This is a genomic window from Kurthia massiliensis (assembly GCF_000285555.1).
In the GTDB taxonomy this organism is placed as follows: Bacteria; Bacillota; Bacilli; order Bacillales_A; family Planococcaceae; genus Kurthia; species Kurthia massiliensis.
In genome coordinates this window covers 339538-358739 of sequence record NZ_HE610998.1, presented here as the reverse complement: position 1 = coordinate 358739, position 19202 = coordinate 339538, and the positions used below count along the sequence as shown (strand labels likewise).

Below are 19202 nucleotides of genomic sequence, written 5' to 3'. Positions count from 1 at the left end.
TCAACGTTCGAAGAACGGCTAAGTGGGGGTAGTTCAATAAGCAAAAAGTAGGTCATGATGGTAGCCATTAGATGGATATATGTGCTATTATTTAAAAATATTTCTGAATTTTAGAAGTGTTGCGATTGTTTTGTGATATGTTACGAGAAGAACTATCGACCATTCATGAATATGATGAAAATAGCTGAGAATAGTTTGTTTTTAATAGATGAGCATTATGTACAACAGTATTATGCATTATGTGAACGTTACGAACAGCAATTACCGAATGACGGTGTTTTTGTAGCGGAACAACAGGATTTTCAAGGGAAATTGAATTTATGGATACAATTTAGTGTGCGACAACTCGGTGTTTGTCGGAATATGGAGAAATATTTTGATTTTTCAGTGTATTACTTTTCGTTGTATGTCGCTTTTTGATTGTAAATAGTTGTTTTCATACCCCTAGCGGTATATAGTAGGTGTAGAAAGAAATATGGAGGGATTTGAATGTCAAAGAAAGTCGTTGTCATCGGTGGTGTCGCAGGTGGTGCTTCAACAGCAGCACGTGTACGTCGTTTAGATGAGCAAGCTGAAATTGTCATGTTAGAGAAAGGGCCACACGTATCGTTTTCAAACTGTTCGTTACCATTCCATTTAAGTGGGATTGTACCGAAAAGTGAAAAGTTATTAATGATGGACCCTGTACAATTTAAAAAGAAATATAATATTGAAGCGCGCGTTTTCCAAGAAGCGGTCAATATTGATAAAGCTCGCAAAGTGGTCGAAATTTACGACCATGCGAAACAACAAACAATCGAAGAATCATACGATACATTAGTATTATCACCAGGGGCAAAACCAATCGTGCCACAACTACCAGGTGTAGAAAGCAATCACGTCTTTACAGTACGTAACGTTGTCGATATTGAACGTTTACAACAATATGTTACACGAGATGGCGTGCAAAACATCGCTGTGATCGGTGGCGGATTTATCGGTGTAGAAGTTGCTGAAAACTTACGCCTTGCTGGAAAAGATGTTGCGTTAATCGAGTTCGCACCACAAGTAATGGCGCCATTTGATGATGATATGGTTCAAATCATTCATAAAGAAATGCACGATAAAGGCGTTCAATTAATCGTAGAAGATGGCCTTGCGTCAATCGAACAACAAACAGTGACACTACAATCAGGTAAAGTCGTAAAAGCTGATGCAGTTGTACTTGCTATCGGGGTGAAACCAGATACGACGCTTGCAGAAAAAGCAGGCTTAAAGATCGGTGAAACAGGTGCGATTGCAGTTGATGAACATTACGTAACGAGCGACCCATCTATTTATGCAGTTGGCGATGCTATTGAAGTCCATCACAAAATTTTAAATGAAAAAACACGTCTTGCATTAGCTGGCCCTGCGCAAAAACAAGCGCGTATTGCCGCTGATCATATGTATGGCATTGAAAACCGTCATCGCGGTGTCATCGGTTCATCAAGCATTAAAATTTTTGATTTCAACTGTGCAACGACAGGGATTAATGAACGCGTGGCAAAAGCAGCGGGCTTCGATGTCGATAGCGTATACGTATTATCAGCAGATAAAGTTGGCTTAATGCCAAATAGTAACCCAATGCATTTTAAACTTGTATACGATAAAAAGACGACAAAAGTTCTTGGTGCGCAAGCGATCGGTAAAGGGAATGTCGATAAACGTATTGATGTCGTGGCGACATTAATTTCATTTGACGGTACAGTAGATGACTTAAAAGATTTAGAATTATCATACTCACCGATGTACGGTACAGCGAAAGATGTCGTCAATATGGCAGCACTTGTCGCAGATAACTTATTAGCAGGTCGTTTCGAACAAGTACACGTATCAGACGTACGTCACTTAGTCGAATCAGGTGCATATTTTATTGACGTTCGTGAAGTGGGCGAATTGAAAAATGGTATGATTAAAGGTGCGCACAACATTCCGTTAAGTGAATTACGTGATCGTTTAGATGAAATTCCGAAAGATGTACCAGTATATGTTTACTGCCGTTCTGCACAACGTAGTTACAATGCAACAGTTGCATTAAAAGGTTCTGGATTCACAAATGTGAAAAACGTAGCCGGTTCATTTTTAGGTATTAGCTTACACGAATACTTCCGCGATATGACAACAGGACGTGAACCTATCGTAACAGGCTATAATTTCAAATAATACCCAATAAGGTATAGAGAGAATGACAGAAAAATTGTCATTCTCTTTTTTTGTGCTTAAAAATCGTTGTTTTGTAGAAAATTTACGTTTTAACGATAAAAAATGAGTTGCAAATTACAAAAAAATGCTATACGCTTCAATTCAAATCACATAAAAGGGGTTGTTCATATGGCTGACAAATTAAAAAATTTCTTTTTAACGTTATCTGAAAATCCATTGCTAAACGAAGGCGCTAAAAAATTTGGCTTAAAATTAGGCGCACAATCTGTTGTAGCAGGTACAAATATAAGCGAGACAATTGCGACAATTAAACGATTAAACGCATTAGGTATTGAAACGACGGTCGATAATTTAGGCGAGTTCGTAAGTGATCGTCAAGAAGCGACAGCGGCTAAGCAACAAATTTTGGCAGTCCTTGACGCAATTCAAGCGAATCAAGTGCAATCTCATATTTCTATCAAGCCATCACAATTAGGGCTCGACATTGACCCGAAATTTTGTTTGGACAACGTATTAGAAATTGCTAAAAAAGCACACGCATACGGTATTTTCATTAATTTAGACCAAGAAAACCATGCCCGTTTACAACCGACATTTGAGATTTTAGAAGCGGTGCATGCCGAATATCCGGATACCGTTGGAACGGTCATACAAGCATACTTTTATGAGGCGATGACTTATTTGAAAAAGTATTCGTCTTTCCGACTACGTATCGTAAAAGGTGCGTATAAAGAGCCATCAACGGTTGCTTATACCGAAAAATCTGCGATTGATGAACATTACATTCAGTTGCTGGAGTATAGCTTATTGCATTCGAAATATACGTCGGTTGCAACGCATGATCATCGCGTCATAGAGCATGTGAAAAAATTTGTGGCAGCCCATAACATTCCGAAAGACCGATTCGAATTTCAGATGTTATATGGTTTTAGAACGGATCTTCAAGAAGCGTTAGCAAAAGACTACCACTTTACAACGTACGTGCCTTTCGGTGAAGACTGGTATGGGTATTTTATGCGCCGTTTAGCTGAGCGCCCGCAAAATTTAGCGCTTGTAACAAAACAAGTTTTTACGAAAAAAACGAATACGATACTCGCTGTCGTAGCGGGATTAATCGTTGCACGCCAATGTTATAAAAAGCGATAAATGCTATTTGATGTGTTTTAAATAATCGAAAATGTTGTATTTTTAAAAAATATGCACTAAAATAAAATTAATAAAAATAAATGTGCATAAAAATTTGGCACTTTTCCAATAAAGGGAGGAATTTCATATGATCGATGTAAAAAATTTACCAGCTTACGTAACAGAAGCACTGACGGACTTTAGTGATGAACAAAATGTAAGGGCATACAAAGAAGCATTGGAAAAAGTGAATGCGACGTTAGGAACAGATTATCCACTCATTATTGGTGGCGAACGGGTAACGACGGAAGCAAAAATTACCTCTTACAACCCAGCGAAAAAAACAGAAGTCGTTGGGACAGTGTCAAAGGCGAATGTTGAACTAGCAGAACGCGCGATGCAAGTAGCAGATGCGACGTTTGAATCGTGGAGTAAAACACCTGCTGAAGAGCGCGCCGCCATTTTATTACGCGCCGCAGAAATTACGAAAGAACGCCGTCACGAAATGTCTGCACTTATGACAATTGAAGCCGGTAAACCTTGGGCAGAAGCGGACGGCGATACAGCAGAAGCTATCGACTTTATGGAATATTATGCACGTCAAATGTTGGCGCTAAAAGACGGAAAGCCAGTCAATTCACGAGATGGAGAGAAAAATGAATTTGAATACCGTTCACTTGGCGTCGGCGTCGTCATTTCTCCTTGGAATTTCCCGTTTGCAATTATGGCAGGGACAACGGTTGCCGCAGCAGTTGCAGGGAATACGGTACTGTTAAAACCAGCATCGACAACACCAATTATCTCTTACAAATTTATGGAGATTTTAGAAGAAGCCGGTCTGCCAAAAGGGGTTGTGAACTACATTCCAGGTCCAGGCAGTGAAGTTGGCGATTATTTAGTCGACCACCCGCGTACACGCTTCATTTCATTTACGGGTTCACGAGATGTCGGTTTACGCATCAACGAACGCGCTGCTAAAATCAATGAAGGTCAAATTTGGATTAAGCGTGTCATTGCTGAAATGGGTGGTAAAGATACGATCGTCGTCGATAATGAAGCAGACTTAGATTTAGCAGCAACGTCGATTGTAAAATCTGCGTTTGGCTTCTCTGGGCAAAAATGTTCTGCATGTTCTCGTGTCGTTGCACATGCCGATGTGTACGATGAAGTGCTCGAAAAAGTCGTTGCGTTGACGAATGAATTAACGATTGGGGACCCGCAAGATCATACGAATTTCATGGCATCAGTCATTGATGAAGCGGCATTTAAAAAAATTACGAGTTATTTTGATATCGCAAAAGAAGAAGGACGTATCGTTGCGGGTGGTACGGCTGATGATGCAACAGGTTATTTCGTTCACCCGACAGTTGTGGCAGACGTTTCACCGACTGCGCGTCTCATGCAAGAAGAAATTTTTGGACCGATCGTTGCATTCACGAAAGCAGAAAACTTTGATGAAGCAATCGCAATTGCCAATAATACTGTATACGGTTTAACAGGAGCAGTTATTTCTGACAACGAAGCGCATATCGAACAAGCGCGTCAAGATTTCTTCGTTGGTAACTTATATATTAACCGAGGTTGTACAGGGGCAATTGTTGGTTATCAACCGTTTGGTGGATACAACATGTCAGGCACGTGCTCAAAAGCAGGCGGGCCAGACTTTATTACGTTGCACATGCAATCAAAATCAATTTCAACGGCATTACGTTAATCGTCATTCATAAAGAATTGGCTATCGAATTTGGAGCGCAGTATATAAAAGATGCCCGCTAAAATGCCTCCCTAACAGACGAAAAAAGACATTCACGATTTTACTTAAATCATGAATGTCTTTTCTTATTGACGAATGTTTTGTCGTAGCCTTTTTTATAATATATATGAAAAAATAGGCGATTTTCATAAATGATTGTTAAAAAAATTAACTTCATTATTAAATTTTATGATAGGCGACGATATTGCTTGAATTTATGCGAAAGTGGGAACAATATAGATATAAGAACAGTCCGTTACATAGGATCAGAACTTAATTTATGGGGGGATGCGCATGGTTTTACGAGGGATTTTAATTACAGCGATTGTACTGCTACTCGTAATCCAAATGGTTAGAAAGCGCGCTATTATTCGACAATTAACGCTGAAGGAGCGTTTTATTGCCCTACTATCGTATTGTGGCTTATTTGCAGTCATGATTATCGGCTATCATTTTTTAGACAATTGGATTTTAGAAAGCGATTTGAGTAGTTTTATACGATGTGTCATCTTTTTTGTATATTGCTTTATTGTCGTATGTCTAATTGCAGTATTACTAGAACGCTTATTACCAAAAAAATTACTTCATGCATTTATTAAACGAGAACGTCCAAAACAGTAGCGACTTGCTCGTAATTCACATAAAAACGTCAACTTTTTTGTGCCTAGGCCGAAAAGGTTGACGTTTTTTCGTGTAATTGCTGATAAAATTTTTCATCGAGTTATTTGGAATTAATTGGTACAATTGAAGCGGGGTGGCTTTGTGACGAAACAATCGTTCGGCATTATTATCGGTGGTATTTTTTTAATGGTCATCGCGATGGGCATTAGTCGGTTTGCTTTTACACCGGTATTACCGTTTATGCGACAAGACTTAGGTTTAACATTTGAAGCAGGCAGTTATTTAGCTTCTAGCAATTATATTGGCTATTTTATCGGTGCTTTAGCAGCAGGTTTTATGTATAAAAAACGCAAAAACGTTTTAATTTGGAGTGTGCTGTTTAACGTCTTTTCTGTATTGTTAATGGGGTTTGTAGATGCATTTTCCATTTGGTTATTGTTGCGATTCGTCGCAGGCGTGACAGGTGGATTGATGTTTGTATTAACGTCTAGCATTGTCATGGACTACTTGGCGCAACGACAGCTCTCCAAATGGGCAGGTTATTTATTTAGTGGCATCGGTTTAGGCATTGCGATTTCCGGCTTGGCTGTGCCATTTTTTGTGGAACAGTTTGATTGGCAACGCGCTTGGATTGGGTTAGCAATTATTTCTGCAGTACTGAGTATAACGATTGCGATTTTATGGCGACAGTTAGACATTCCGCCACTTTCACGTGTGCCAAAAACAACCGATACGACGTTAATGAAAGGGTTCATGCCGTGGCTCATTGCGGCATACGGTTTAGAAGGGCTCGGTTATATTATTACGGGTACGTTTCTCGTTGATATCGTCCATCACATTCCACCTTTAACACAATATGCGGGATATAGTTGGGTGATCGTTGGATTAGCAGTCGTACCATCTGCGCCAATTTGGACGATGCTTATTGAAAAGTACGCTGCTGTTACGTTACTTGTCGGGGCATATGTGCTTCAAATTATCGGCATTTTACTACCGGTTTGGTCGCAAACTGTACCGAGCGTATTAATATCCGCATTTTTATACGGTTTGACGTTCGTCGGTATCGTGACGTTAACGACATCTTATGCACGACAACAATATCCGCAACAAAGCGGTGTCGTCGTTTCTGTTTTAACGACATTTTACGCGCTCGGTCAAATTATCGGTCCACTCATTGCCGGTCAATTAGTTGCACGGTATGACAATCAATTAATCGCTTTAAGTTTTGCAGGTGTTGTGGTCATTGTTGCGTTGATGACGATGCTCATTGGTAAGTGGATAACGAGACGTACCGCTTCGACATAAAAAAAACGAGCCATCCAACATAGGTGGCTCATTTTTTATTATTTTTGCATTTCTTTCGTTGGTCCCATCACTGGTGGTACTTCAAGACCTGCTTGACGTAATAATACCGTCATTTGACCACGGTGGTGTGTTTGGTGGTCGATAAACATACGCAAAATCGCACCACGAGGCGTTGGCCCTTGAATGAAAGGTAATTCTTCTAATAAGTCTTCATCTGATAGTGCAGCCACTTTTTCGCTAATTTCTGCAGCAATCGCTTTGTAAGCATCAGCAATTGTTTTCGCTGATGTCGGTACTTCTTGTGGGTTACCGTTTGGTGTTAATGCGATACCTGCTGCTTTACCAATGAAGAACATTGGGCAAGTCGCTAAATGCCAACCTAACCAACCTAAAGTGTTGTGACCTTCTTCAATTGCTTGGTTTAATGTTTCATCTGTTAAAACATCTAATACAGCTTGTGTGCCGTTTGACGCATGTGCCCATTCGGACGTAAAATCTGATACTACGCGATACATGAAATGTACCTCCTTTAAATTATGTACCGTCTTATTGTAATAGAACTAGCTGAAATGCTCAATTGAAATGTGCTGGAATGTTTCAACGTTAAATAAGCCACTGTCTGTAATTTTTAGTGCAGGTATAACTGGCAGCGCAATAAACGACAATGTGAGCAATAAATGAAAATCAATTGCTGGATTTAATTGTTGGATCGCTTTATGAACGTGCGTGAGTTGATCGGCGGCTGTTTGTACGTCGACATCTGTCATTAAACCACCAATTGGTAACGGCATTTCAGCGATGACTTGACCACGATTGACGATAACGAAGCCACCTTGAATTAGTTGTAGTCTTTCCAGTGCCACGATCATATCCGCATCATTTGTACCAACTGCAAGTGCATTATGAGAATCGTGTGCTACCGTCGTTGCAATGGCACCACTTTTTAAGCCGAAACCGCGAACGATAGCATGCCCGATTGTATGCTTTTGATGGTGACGCTCAATGACGACGAGTTTTAAAAAATCATCTTCAATAGAAGGAACGAAATAACCGTCTTGTACGTGGACGTCGCAAATGGCATGATGCGTGACGATTTGATTCGGTACGATGTCGATGATGTTTGCGGTCGTTTGCTGCATCGGAATCGCTAGCATATCCGCTGTGATCGCTGGTAAATGAACGGATTCGCGAAGTGATGAGGGAATAGAAGCAGGATTTTTCGCACGTTTCGTACGTTGTCCATTTTTAAATGTTTCAGTAATCGTCATTTTCGCTACATCACTGACGAGGACAATATCTGCTATATAGCCAGCTGTAAGTGCACCACGATGTTTTAATCCGTAACATTCTGCTGCATTTAATGTAGCAAGTTGAATGGCTTGTAATGGGTCCATCCCTTGTTGAATGGCAAGCCTGACGATGTGGTCGATTGTGCCTTCTATTAAAATATCATCGACATATTTATCATCAGTGCAAAAGCCAAAGCGGCGTGCATTTGCAGACGTTACAGCTGGGAGCACATCGCTGACGTTTTTCGCAGCAGAGCCTTCACGAAGAAAAACGTACATACCTTGTGCAACGCGGTCTATCGCTTCTTCTGCAGTAATACATTCATGATCTGTTGCAATGTTTGCCGCACGATAACCTGTAATTTGATGTGCGGATAAACCAGCGCCATGCCCATCAATTGTTAAGTTCGCGTCTTCCGTTGCTCGTATTTTAGCCAATATATGATCTTCTCCGGCTAATACAGCTGGATAGTCCATCACTTCAGCTAAGCCGAGCACTTGGGGGTGTTGTAAAAATGGGGCTAAATCGTCAGCTGTTAATACCGCACCACTATTTTCAAAAGAAGTGCCGGGCACACTAGACGGTAACATGAAAAACAAGTCGATCGCGCTATTGGTTGCATCATCTAGCATATATTGCAAACCAGCCGTCCCAGCGACGTTCGCAATTTCATGTGGGTCTGTAATGGCGGTTGTGACGCCATGTTCAAACATCATGTTGCTGAAATGACTCGGTGTGAGCAATGTTGATTCAATATGAATATGGGCATCAATAAGGCCAGGAATTGCGAATTGTCCTGTCGCGTCGATGTCCTCGTATGCCTCATAACGATTTTCAGTATCAATGGCGATAATATATCCGTCCGCAATTACGATATTACCCGTTCGCCACGTTAGGGAAAATACGTCAGCTACTTGGACATTTCGAATAATGATATCTGCTTTTTCGAGCTGTTGTGAGACAGCAATTCTACGTTTCATCGTCATCGTATCACTCCTTTTTTCTTTAGTATAACGAGTTAAATGGTAAAAAACGACATATTGATGTTTGAAAATTCAAAAAGTAGTACAATAAGACGATACGTTATGTAGGTTTGTAAATCGAAAGGAACGGTTACATTAACGATAAGGAGGCAGTGACATGGCGATCAACCAGTTATTACGACAATATATCGAATGGATGTTAGAAGATCGTTTGCGTCACGCAACGATGGTGTATTGTGGCTATGCGAAAGATATGCTAGAGCCGATTGAACAATTGTTAGCATATAGTTTTCAAGCGCACACACGCCAAAAATGGCTTGAAGCATTTCAAACGTTGCGTACGAATGTCGCGAAACTTGATCGTATTGCCGATTACGATGAAGAAAAATATTTTGTGCTGATTAAAAAAATGCGACAAGCAGGGGCATCGTTGCACCTATTAAATGAAGTACAACGTGCGCATCAAACGTTTATGCATGTCATGGAAAAAGATGCGCTAGCCCCACTTCATGAACCGATTGAAAAGCTAACTGCTCTCGTCGAACTCGATATATCTACGATTGATGACATCGGGTTGATTCGACAGTATAGTGCGAAACCGATTGAACTCATTGATCAGTTTGATTATTTTATAGAAAGTTTGCATCAAACGGAGATGCCCCAACAAGCATTTGCGCAATTGACGTTATTAACGGAGCAGCTCGTTGCACAACTTGCCCATTTTAACGTATATGAACTCGATGTGTTACATAAGCCATTAAATGGTGAACATATGATAAGCATTGGCACGATACCACATACAATTGCGCCCCATGTAGCAGCGCAACATGTATGTAAAGTATTTGAACGTGGATTTTATATAAAACATACGCACGTCGTACTACGTGAAGCGAAAGTGATGACAGTGATGTAATGGAGGGATAAGATGACGATTTTAGGAATCGATCTAGGGACAACGAATTCAGCAATGGCTTACGTGAAAAATGGTCAACCAGAAATCATCGTGAACACGCGCGGAGAACGTACGACGCCATCTGTGTTTCAAAAAAATACGAGTGGAGAACTGATTGTCGGAAGCGTAGCTAAAAATCAGTATGCGTCATTGCCTGAACAAACGGTATTAGAAATTAAACGACAAATGGGTACAAATGTGCCGATTCCAGTAGGTGAAGAAACGTTTACCCCAGCGCAAATTTCAGCGCATTTTTTAAAATATTTAAAGCAGTCGGCAGAAGATTTTTTAGGTGAAAAAATTACCGAAGCAGTCATTACAGTCCCAGCTTATTTTTCCGATGCGCAACGAAAAGCGACGAAAATTGCTGGCGAGATTGCAGGGTTGCACGTAGCGCGTATTTTAAATGAGCCAACTGCAGCAGCAATCGCATACGGATTAGACCACCCAGAAAGCGAAAAAAATATGATTGTATACGACCTCGGCGGTGGTACGTTCGATGTGAGTGTTGTGAAGCTACATCAAGATTTAATTGAAGTGAAAGCGAGCGCAGGGGACAATCATCTCGGTGGTATGGATTTTGACCGTCTACTCGTCGATTGGCTCGCAGAACAATTTTTAGAACAATACGATGTGCCGTTATTTAGCTTTGGGACACCCGCAGAAATTACACAGCGTCATGCACGGGTGAAATTAGAAGCTGAAAATGTGAAAAAAACGTTATCGAGTGCGCAAGAAGCGGCGTTTCATTTACCATTTTTAGCTGTCTATGAAGGCACACCGATTTCGTTAGATTATACGATTACACGTGTAGAATTTGAGGCACTCATTCACCCATATGTGTTATCGACATTCACCCATGTTGAAAAAGCGATTGACGATGCGGGGTTAACGATTGAGGCTATTGATGACGTCATTTTAATTGGTGGTGCGACACGTATTCCACTCGTTCAAAAACTTGTCGAGCAAACTTTCCAATGTAAGGCGAAAAAAGACATTAATCCAGATGAAGCAGTTGCATTAGGCGCGGCAATTCAAGGTGCGATGGCGCAGCCGACCACAAATGAATCGAGTTTAATGGTGATCGATGTATGCCCATATACATTAGGAACGGATATTTTGCGTATCGTAAACGGCAAACGAGAATCCGGTTTTTTTGACATTTTAATTCGTCGTAACGCACCGCTTCCTGCAACAGCGAAAAAAATCTATCATACGGTTAATGATAACCAAACGACAATTGATATCGGCGTTTATCAAGGCGACGATGACGATGAGCGCGTCAATGAAGCATTGCGCCTCACGGACACGCCAATCATTGTCGATGGCATTCCTGAAAACGTTGCAGGAAAAGAAAAAGTTGAAATTACGTTTCATTACGATGTCAACGGTCTCATTCATATCGAGGCGACTATATTAAGTACAGGACGCACGATTACACAAGCGCTAGATGCGCAGCGTGGCATTATGTCATCACGCCAAGTAAAAGAAGCGAAACTCGCATTGTTTGATGATTGGGAGAAGTCAAAACTCGCTACTGAGATGAAAGTTGTGATCCGTCGGGCGAAAAAAGTTCGTCGTAATGCCTCACCACAACAAGCAGTTAAAATTGATGAAGCGATTGCTTCGTTAGAACATGCCATTCAATATAGTGATGTAGAAGTCGTAAAACAACGAGAAGAACAACTACTCGATTTGTTAATGGAAATTATTGAATAATGATAATTGTATAATTCGATAAAAAAGCTTTGAATCAATGTTCAAAGCTTTTTTTGTCGTTTAAAAATTGTTGGAAGTAGTGCGCAGCTTCTAACATACGTGCGCCGTACCAAAACATTTCACCGTCTACAAATAACATACGTTCGTTTGGTAACACACGCTCGAATTCTGCTATATGCTTTTTACTAAATGGAAATGGTTCGCTCGATAGTAGTAAATAATCGAGGTTCGACTGTTGCAAATCTTCAATCGTTACAGCCGGATATCGACCTTCTAGCGACGCAATGGGGTTTTCAAAACCGAGTGTATGTAATAAATCATCAATGTATGTCGTCGCCCCGACAGCCATATACGGTTTGCGCCACATCATATAAGCAACGCGTCCGTTAAATGTTGGTAATGCTTGAAATGCTTGTCGAATATTCACTGTTAATTGTTGCGCTTGTTCTTCACATTGTCCTAGTGCACCAACCGTTTCAATCATACGATATGCCGTTTCGACTGTTGTCACTTCACAGACAAAAGTTGGCCAACGTTGTTCAAGCGATTCGACGATCTCTTTCGTATTTTCTTCTTTTTCACAAATAAGTAATGTTGGCTGTAATGCAGCAATCGCTTCTATATCAATTTGTTTCGTGCCGCCGACAGTTGGAATCGTCTCGACGCGCTCTTTTGGAAAAATGCAATATTTTGTCCGTCCGACAACGTTTGCACCGAGTGTCACTAATGTTTCTGTAATAGCTGGACATAGGCTTACGATACGTTGTGGTCCTTCTACTAGCTCAATTGTGCGTTGTAAATGATCGTTAATAATGGTCATGTCATATCACCTCGAAAAAAATATTTTTTAGAAAATTGAGAATTATTTCTCTTTCATGTAGAATTATACATAATAATAGACAAAAAATGCTAGTTAAGGGGGATTTTATTATGAGAGAAGCAGTAATTGTAGCAGCAGTACGTACACCAGTAGGCCGACGCAAAGGGGCTTTATCAGATGTGCGTCCTGATGATTTAGCAGCAGACGTTTTACAAGAAGCGGTGAAGCGTGCCGGTATCGATAAAAGTATTGTGGACGATGTGATTTTAGGTTGTGTCTCACAAACGCAAGAGCAATCGATGAATATTGCGCGCGTTGCAGCGTTGATGGCAGGTTTTCCAATTGAAGTGCCTGGTGTGACGATTGACCGTCAATGTGGGTCGAGTTTACAAGCGGTACATTTTGCGGCACAAGCGATTTTAGCAGGGGATATGGACGTCGTCATTGCAGGTGGTGTTGAAAGTATGACACGCGTGCCGATGTTTGCGAATAGTAATGGGGGTCATGAAGGTAAGCGCTTACGTGAACAGCACGAAATTATTCATCAAGGTTTATCAGCAGAACGTATTGCGGAAAAATGGCAACTGACGAAAGAAGAACTGGATACGTTCGCTGTCGAAAGCCACGAGCGTGCGATTAAAGCGATTGAAGCTGGACATTTTGATGAAGAAATCGTACCAGTCGGTCATTTTAAACGAGATGAAGGACCGCGCCCAGGAACTGATTTAGAAGCGTTAAGTAGTTTAAAGACGGTATTTAAAGAAGATGGTGTCATTACGGCTGGTAATGCATCGCAAATGAGTGATGGTGCATCTGCGGTCGTTGTCATGTCGAGTGATAAAGCAGCCGCGCTTGGCATTCAACCACTCGCAAAAATCGTTGCGCGTACCGTTGTCGGTTCGGATCCAACGTTAATGCTCACAGGGCCAATTGAGGCGACAAAACGTGTGTTACAACGTGCGAATTTAACGATCGACGATATCGACACATATGAAGTAAACGAAGCGTTTGCGCCAGTACCGATTGTATGGGCAAAAGAACTCGGTGCAGATATGGCGAAACTTAATCCAGATGGAGGTGCGATTGCACTCGGTCATCCACTTGGTGCAACGGGGACGAAACTCGTTGCGACAATGGTACACCGTATGCATCGTGACGATTTAAAATATGGTTTGATTGCAATTTGTGAAGGAATGGGTATGGCGAACGCAACGATTTTGGAAAAAGTATAACGATAAAGGGGCGAATAATATGCATATGATGGATACACCGTTATTATTGACGAGTTTTTTTGAGCGCGCAGAACGTTATTTTGGCCATAAAAAGATTTATTCTCGCACAGCTCCTAATACTGTACAAACGTTTACGTACGAACAGTATTGTGAACGTACGCGTCGATTGGCGTCTGCTCTTACGAAGTTAGGCATGAGTAAGGGGACGAAAGTTGGGACGTTTTGCTGGAATGACCATCGCCACTTAGAAGCGTACTTTGCAGTGCCATGTAGCGAAGCGATTTTGCATACGGTAAATATTCGTTTATCGCCGGAGCATATCGTATATGTCATTAATCACGCAGAGGACGAGATTTTACTCGTAGATCAGACGCTATTGCAACTCATTGAAGCGGTAGCACCGCAACTTAAAACGGTTAAAACGTTCATCATTTGCGGTGACAATGTCGATTTATCTAGCACGACGTTACCGAATGCATATGATTACGATATGCTCGTTGCAGAAGGCGATCCCACGCATCGTTTTTCAGATGATTTCGATGAAAATACACCAGCGGGCATGTGCTATACGTCTGCAACGACAGGAATGCCAAAAGGTGTCGTCTATACGCATCGCAGTATCGTATTGCATAGTTTAGCGCTTATGTTTGCAGATGGGTTTGGCATATGCGAACGTGATACGTTATTACCAATCGTCCCGATGTTCCACGTTAATGCATGGGGTATGCCATTTGCTTGCGTCAATATTGGCGCTACACAAGTTATGCCAGGACCATTTTTCACGCCAGATATATTACTCGATTTAATTGAGGAATATGATGTAACGATTTCAGCCGGCGTTCCGACTGTATGGCTCGGTGTTGTGCAAGCGCAAAAAGCGAAACCACGAAAAATTGATACATTGCGTCTTATTGTAAATGGTGGTTCTGCTGCACCGGTTAGTCTTGTCGAAGCGTTTGATGCGTGGGGTGTTACATTCTATACAGGATACGGCATGACAGAAACGTCGCCGTTAGTGAGTATTACAATTGATACGAGCGAAACACCGAAGCAATCTCATGAAGCCATCATGCATAATCGCACATTGCAAGGTATTGCCTCACCACTCGTCGATGTACGTATTATTAATGAAAATGGTGATGTACCATTCGATGGGAAAACGATGGGAGAGATTATCGTCCGTGGCCCGTGGATTGCGGCACAATATTATAACGACGAACGAACAATTGACGCATTTAAAGATGGCTGGCTGCATACGGGAGATATCGCCGTTTATACACCAGAAGGATACATTCAAATTACCGATCGCACGAAAGATTTAATCAAATCAGGGGGCGAGTGGATTTCGTCAATTGAAATTGAAAATGCGTTAATGACGCATGAAAAAGTGGCAGAAGCTGCTGTTATTGCGGTGCCACACCCGAAGTGGCAAGAGCGTCCATTAGCATGTGTTGTCGTACATGAAGCGTTTAAACAAAATATTACAAAAGAAGAACTGTTTGCGCATTTACAGCAAGATTTTGCGAAGCTTTGGATTCCAGACGATATCGTTTTCTTAGAAGAAATTCCGAAAACATCTGTTGGTAAGTTTTTAAAAGCACAGCTTCGTGAAGAAATGAAAGATTATCAATTGCCACAATAAAAAATGGAGAACTACACATTTGTTTAGTTCTTTAAGGTTGATTTGATAAGTTATATCAAGAAGTACGCACAAGGTTTTGTATGTGGCATTATGATAAGTATATTTAATGTTATAAAGCATGTTGATTGGAATGAAGCAGTGGGTCATCTATATACTAGTGTTATTAGCGCTAGCATATATTTTATAAAGAAGTATATGTATGCTTATGGTCGCATCGTTAGGGCTTATATGTAGTCTATTTACGTGCATTATTTTAGGGCTATTTGATTTTTAAAAAAGCATCTTGATTATATTTGTATTCACGAAATCATTATAAAAGAGCAAAAGTCTTGTCTACGGGCAAGGCTTTTTTTATCATACCTACAGAATTTTAAATATTTAGATAATTAAGCCTAGTGAATTGTCGTTCATAATGGGGGCTATAGCAACTTACATGTTGTATCAACTTTCTGTACACTTGTCATACAGATGTATGATGAGGAGGAAATGATTTGAAACGTTCCATTTTAACAGCTTCACTACTTGCAGCGAGTTTACTCGTGAGTCAAAATGCTTCAGCAAAAACATTACAAATTCATGATATCCAAGCGGCAACACATCAGTCGAGTTATATCGGTCAAAAAGTTGAACAAGTGGAAGGTGTGGTGACATTCACATATAAATTGAAGGGCGCGTATTATTTCCATATGCAAACACCAGATAAAAAAGCAGATCATGATGATAAAACATCAGAAGCGATTACCGTTTATACCGGAAAAAATAGTTACGACGTTAAAGTAGGCGATCTCGTATCCGTTACCGGTAAAGTCGATGAATACTATATTGAAGGCTATAGCGATAAGCAAAAAACAGATTTACCTGTTACGCAAATTAACGCACGTGACGATCAAGGTGGTGCAGTAGTGATTCAACAAGAAAATGTTGCGCTACCAAAGGCCATTAACATTACGAAAAAAACGTTGCCAAAAGTGATCGATAACGATCAATTTACGAAATTTGACCCGAAAGAAGACGCCATTGATTATTGGGAAAGCTTAGAGAGCATGCGTGTATCAGTGAAAAATGTACGTGCAACAGGTCCACAAGAATATGGCGACGTGATCACTGTACTGCAATCAACAAAAGCTGATACGAAAAACGGTGGCGTGTTATTCGGTGAAAATGATCCGAATGCAGAGCGCGTTCAGTTTAAACTATTTGGCGACCAAGCGACAAAATATGATGTGAATACAGGCGACTTATTTAATGGAGCCATTACAGGCGTCGTTGGCTATGGCTATGCCAATTACAAAATTTTCACATCAGTTGACGATATGAAACAAGCTTACGAAAAAGGACAAGCAACACCTGAAACGACATCATTAAAACAAAAATCAAATCGCGTTACAGTCGGTTCATTCAATTTAGAAAACTTTTCAAACAATCCATCGGAAACGTCTGATGCAAAAGCGATGAAACTAGCAACGTCGATTGCTAAAAGTTTAAATAGTCCAGATATCGTTGGCGTAACCGAAGTACAAGATAACAACGGTTCTAAAGCAGGTGATAGCCGCGCCAATGAATCGTATGAACGTTTAATTAAAGCGATTGAACAAGCAGGGGGTCCGGCGTATCAGTACGTCAATATCGATCCTGAAAACAACGGAGATGGCGGTGCGCCAAACGCGAATATTCGCGTGGGCTTCTTATACAATCCAGCACGTGTCTCATTGCAAGCAGGTCAAGCGGGAGATGCGACAACAGCTGTTCAGTACGATAAAAAGAAAGGGTTAAATGTGAACCCAGGACGCATTGACCCAACAAATAAAGCATTTGAAAATAGCCGTAAGCCACTCGCAGCAGCATTTACATTCCAAGGGAAAGAACTAATTGCAATCGTTAACCATTGGAATTCAAAAAGTGGTGATACACCGTTATTCGGTCAAGTGCAACCGGTCAATTTAGCAAGTGAAGTACAACGTCAGCAAATCGCCAATGTCGTCGGTGGTTTTGTACAAGATGTATTGAAAAAGAATCCGAAAGCGAACATCGTCTCTGTTGGAGATTATAACGATTTCCAATTTAGTAAGCCGCTTCAAACATTTGAACGTAGCGGTATGAAAAACTTAATTCAAAAAGTGCCGAAAAAAGAACGTTACACGTATGTGTATCAAGGGAACTCACAAGTACTCGATCATATTCTCGTTTCAAAACGTTTAGCAAGTAGCGCAAAAATTGACGTTGTACACGTTAATGCCGACTTCACTGAGCAGTCTGGTCGCGCATCTGATCACGATCCAGTATTAGCGCAATTAAAATTGAAATAACAAAAAGGCTGAACCGTCATTGATTGGTTCAGCCTTTTTTCATTAGTGATTAACACCTTTAAATGTTGATGTACACATCGCTACTAATTCATTTTGTTCGTTGTAAATACGACCTTCTAAAATCGCTGTCGTACGTGTACGATCAATCGTATGAGCAGTTGCACGTAGGCGACCTGCTTGAACAGGGCGGATAAAGCGTGTCTCCATTTGAATCGTCATTACTACATCAAATCCAAGTGTATAAGCGGCAATACCCATCGTATTATCAAGCATCGTCATCATCATACCACCGTGTAATGTACCAGCTACGTTCGTTAAATCTGGGCGGAATGTAAGCGCAGTTTCGGCTTCGCCATTTTCACCTTTAATAAATTCGAAGCCAATTGTATTCCAAAGCTCTGTATGTTCAAATGCTTGTTGAATCGTCATTTTCGTCGTCAAAGAAAAAACTCCCTTAAATCTATGTTAATTATTATGATAAGTAAAACAATAGAAAATTACCATTGTTTTTGAAAAACTGCATATTTTCGTGTAAAAATACTATAGATTCAGAAGAAGATTCAGAAGAATCACGTATCAATAGAAGTGGGAGCGATTTTTGAAAGACGAATGATGACGCAGCGTTTAATACCAGAATTTTTTGTTCGGATCTGCGAACGTTTGATAATAGACTGTTTTACTCCATTTCATTTTAGACGATTTCACATAATATGAACCACCACAGCTCATACACCAGCCCTCTAATTTTACGATTGTATTCTTTTTCACTTTTATTTTTTTCAATGGACGGTCTTCTGCATGAGAACGTCCTTTTTTCATTTTATATACGTAAATATCTTTTTTCAGCTTTACAGATTTAAATCCATTCCAACTATTAGGTTTTGGGGAAGTGTAAGATTTGGCTGTCGCAGTTGTCATTGCGTCATTGTCAAAAATACTAGGAGCTGTAAATATAGCCGCACTCAATGCAAGTGCACTCGCGATTTTCACCATTGTTTTTTTCATTGTTAAACTTCCTTTCTTTTTAAGCACCTATATATTGTAAACGATTTTTCAACAATTCACACATAAGTCCGACCTTTTATCATTTCTTCGCAGAATACCCCTCCCTCAAGGAACGTAGTGAGTAGGGAGGGGATGAATGCAAACGCAAACTTTTTGTGCGTGCCAATTTGTTGAAAAGAACATCTGTTCTCAATATAATATGAGAAAAAGGAGGTGTTTGTCATGCCACATAAAGCGTATCAATTCCGTCTCTATCCGAACAAAT

Annotated in this window: 15 protein-coding genes; 10 read left to right on the top strand and 5 right to left on the bottom strand. The window is 40.6% G+C overall.

Going from position 1 to position 19202, the window contains the following annotated elements; all coding sequences use genetic code 11:
• The first annotated feature begins 489 nt into the window (after positions 1–489).
• The 5 genes from KMHG_RS09500 to KMHG_RS09480 all read left to right on the top strand — a co-directional run bounded on the left by KMHG_RS09500 (position 490) and on the right by KMHG_RS09480 (position 6988).
• Positions 490–2184: an FAD-dependent oxidoreductase gene (locus KMHG_RS09500; protein ID WP_010289019.1), complete on the top strand. Its 1695-nt coding sequence runs from the start codon at positions 490–492 to the stop codon at positions 2182–2184.
• Between the two features lie 168 nt (positions 2185–2352).
• The gene (locus tag KMHG_RS09495; protein WP_010289017.1) at positions 2353–3330 is read left to right on the top strand and encodes a proline dehydrogenase family protein; all 978 of its coding nucleotides are present in this window, start codon (positions 2353–2355) and stop codon (positions 3328–3330) included.
• A 127-nt stretch (positions 3331–3457) separates the two neighbouring features.
• Complete coding sequence (gene pruA / locus KMHG_RS09490; protein ID WP_010289016.1) at positions 3458–5023, top strand: L-glutamate gamma-semialdehyde dehydrogenase; 1566 nt, start codon at positions 3458–3460, stop codon at positions 5021–5023.
• Positions 5024–5356: 333 nt separating this feature from the next.
• Positions 5357–5683, top strand: coding sequence for a hypothetical protein (locus KMHG_RS09485; RefSeq protein WP_010289014.1), 327 nt, complete (start codon positions 5357–5359; stop codon positions 5681–5683).
• A gap of 141 nt (positions 5684–5824) precedes the next feature.
• Positions 5825–6988 carry a YbfB/YjiJ family MFS transporter gene (locus KMHG_RS09480; RefSeq protein WP_010289012.1) on the top strand — a complete coding sequence of 388 codons (1164 nt, stop codon included), beginning with the start codon at positions 5825–5827 and terminating at the stop codon, positions 6986–6988.
• 38 nt (positions 6989–7026) lie between these two features.
• Here KMHG_RS09480 and KMHG_RS09475 read toward each other — a convergent pair whose 3' ends face one another.
• Positions 7027–7503, bottom strand: coding sequence for a DinB family protein (locus KMHG_RS09475; protein ID WP_010289009.1), 477 nt, complete (start codon positions 7501–7503; stop codon positions 7027–7029).
• Positions 7504–7548: 45 nt separating this feature from the next.
• Complete coding sequence (ade, locus tag KMHG_RS09470; RefSeq protein ID WP_010289008.1) at positions 7549–9264, bottom strand: adenine deaminase; 1716 nt, start codon at positions 9262–9264, stop codon at positions 7549–7551.
• Between the two features lie 154 nt (positions 9265–9418).
• On the opposite strand from ade, the gene grpE reads away from it, so the two are divergent.
• Entirely contained in the window at positions 9419–10174 is a 756-nt protein-coding gene (gene grpE, locus KMHG_RS09465) for a nucleotide exchange factor GrpE (RefSeq protein WP_010289007.1), read from the top strand.
• Positions 10175–10186: 12 nt separating this feature from the next.
• Positions 10187–11932 (top strand): Hsp70 family protein, encoded by a 1746-nt coding sequence (locus KMHG_RS09460; RefSeq protein WP_010289006.1) that lies wholly within the window; start codon positions 10187–10189, stop codon positions 11930–11932.
• 34 nt (positions 11933–11966) lie between these two features.
• Here KMHG_RS09460 and KMHG_RS09455 read toward each other — a convergent pair whose 3' ends face one another.
• Positions 11967–12752 carry an ABC transporter substrate-binding protein gene (locus KMHG_RS09455; RefSeq protein WP_010289005.1) on the bottom strand — a complete coding sequence of 262 codons (786 nt, stop codon included), beginning with the start codon at positions 12750–12752 and terminating at the stop codon, positions 11967–11969.
• Between the two features lie 110 nt (positions 12753–12862).
• Here KMHG_RS09455 and KMHG_RS09450 point away from each other — a divergent pair, with 110 nt between their 5' ends.
• The 3 genes from KMHG_RS09450 to KMHG_RS09440 all read left to right on the top strand — a co-directional run bounded on the left by KMHG_RS09450 (position 12863) and on the right by KMHG_RS09440 (position 17932).
• On the top strand, positions 12863–13984 hold the full coding sequence (locus tag KMHG_RS09450; protein WP_010289003.1) for a thiolase family protein: 1122 nt from the start codon (positions 12863–12865) through the stop codon (positions 13982–13984).
• Positions 13985–14003: 19 nt separating this feature from the next.
• Positions 14004–15626 (top strand): long-chain fatty acid--CoA ligase, encoded by a 1623-nt coding sequence (locus KMHG_RS09445; RefSeq protein WP_010289001.1) that lies wholly within the window; start codon positions 14004–14006, stop codon positions 15624–15626.
• A 491-nt stretch (positions 15627–16117) separates the two neighbouring features.
• Entirely contained in the window at positions 16118–17932 is a 1815-nt protein-coding gene (locus KMHG_RS09440) for a DUF8508 domain-containing protein (RefSeq protein ID WP_010289000.1), read from the top strand.
• A gap of 42 nt (positions 17933–17974) precedes the next feature.
• Here the strand turns inward: KMHG_RS09440 and KMHG_RS09435 are convergent, their stop codons facing one another.
• Both KMHG_RS09435 and KMHG_RS09430 read right to left on the bottom strand, forming a co-directional pair.
• Positions 17975–18373, bottom strand: a complete 399-nt coding sequence (locus tag KMHG_RS09435) for a PaaI family thioesterase (protein ID WP_010288999.1) — start codon at positions 18371–18373, stop codon at positions 17975–17977.
• Between the two features lie 183 nt (positions 18374–18556).
• On the bottom strand, positions 18557–18937 hold the full coding sequence (locus KMHG_RS09430) for a hypothetical protein (protein ID WP_010288997.1): 381 nt from the start codon (positions 18935–18937) through the stop codon (positions 18557–18559).
• Between the last annotated feature and the right edge of the window lie 265 nt (positions 18938–19202).

Excerpts from the sequence above, each read along its gene's own strand:
- KMHG_RS09500 (WP_010289019.1), top strand. The coding sequence starts at position 490 with ATGTCAAAGAAAGTCGTTGTCATCGGTGGTGTCGCAGGTGGTGCTTCA.
- KMHG_RS09495 (WP_010289017.1), top strand. The coding sequence starts at position 2,353 with ATGGCTGACAAATTAAAAAATTTCTTTTTAACGTTATCTGAAAATCCA.
- pruA (WP_010289016.1), top strand. The coding sequence starts at position 3,458 with ATGATCGATGTAAAAAATTTACCAGCTTACGTAACAGAAGCACTGACG.
- KMHG_RS09485 (WP_010289014.1), top strand. The coding sequence starts at position 5,357 with ATGGTTTTACGAGGGATTTTAATTACAGCGATTGTACTGCTACTCGTA.
- KMHG_RS09475 (WP_010289009.1), bottom strand. The coding sequence starts at position 7,503 with ATGTATCGCGTAGTATCAGATTTTACGTCCGAATGGGCACATGCGTCA.
- ade (WP_010289008.1), bottom strand. The coding sequence starts at position 9,264 with ATGACGATGAAACGTAGAATTGCTGTCTCACAACAGCTCGAAAAAGCA.
- grpE (WP_010289007.1), top strand. The coding sequence starts at position 9,419 with ATGGCGATCAACCAGTTATTACGACAATATATCGAATGGATGTTAGAA.
- KMHG_RS09460 (WP_010289006.1), top strand. The coding sequence starts at position 10,187 with ATGACGATTTTAGGAATCGATCTAGGGACAACGAATTCAGCAATGGCT.
- KMHG_RS09455 (WP_010289005.1), bottom strand. The coding sequence starts at position 12,752 with ATGACCATTATTAACGATCATTTACAACGCACAATTGAGCTAGTAGAA.
- KMHG_RS09450 (WP_010289003.1), top strand. The coding sequence starts at position 12,863 with ATGAGAGAAGCAGTAATTGTAGCAGCAGTACGTACACCAGTAGGCCGA.
- KMHG_RS09445 (WP_010289001.1), top strand. The coding sequence starts at position 14,004 with ATGCATATGATGGATACACCGTTATTATTGACGAGTTTTTTTGAGCGC.
- KMHG_RS09430 (WP_010288997.1), bottom strand. The coding sequence starts at position 18,937 with ATGAAAAAAACAATGGTGAAAATCGCGAGTGCACTTGCATTGAGTGCG.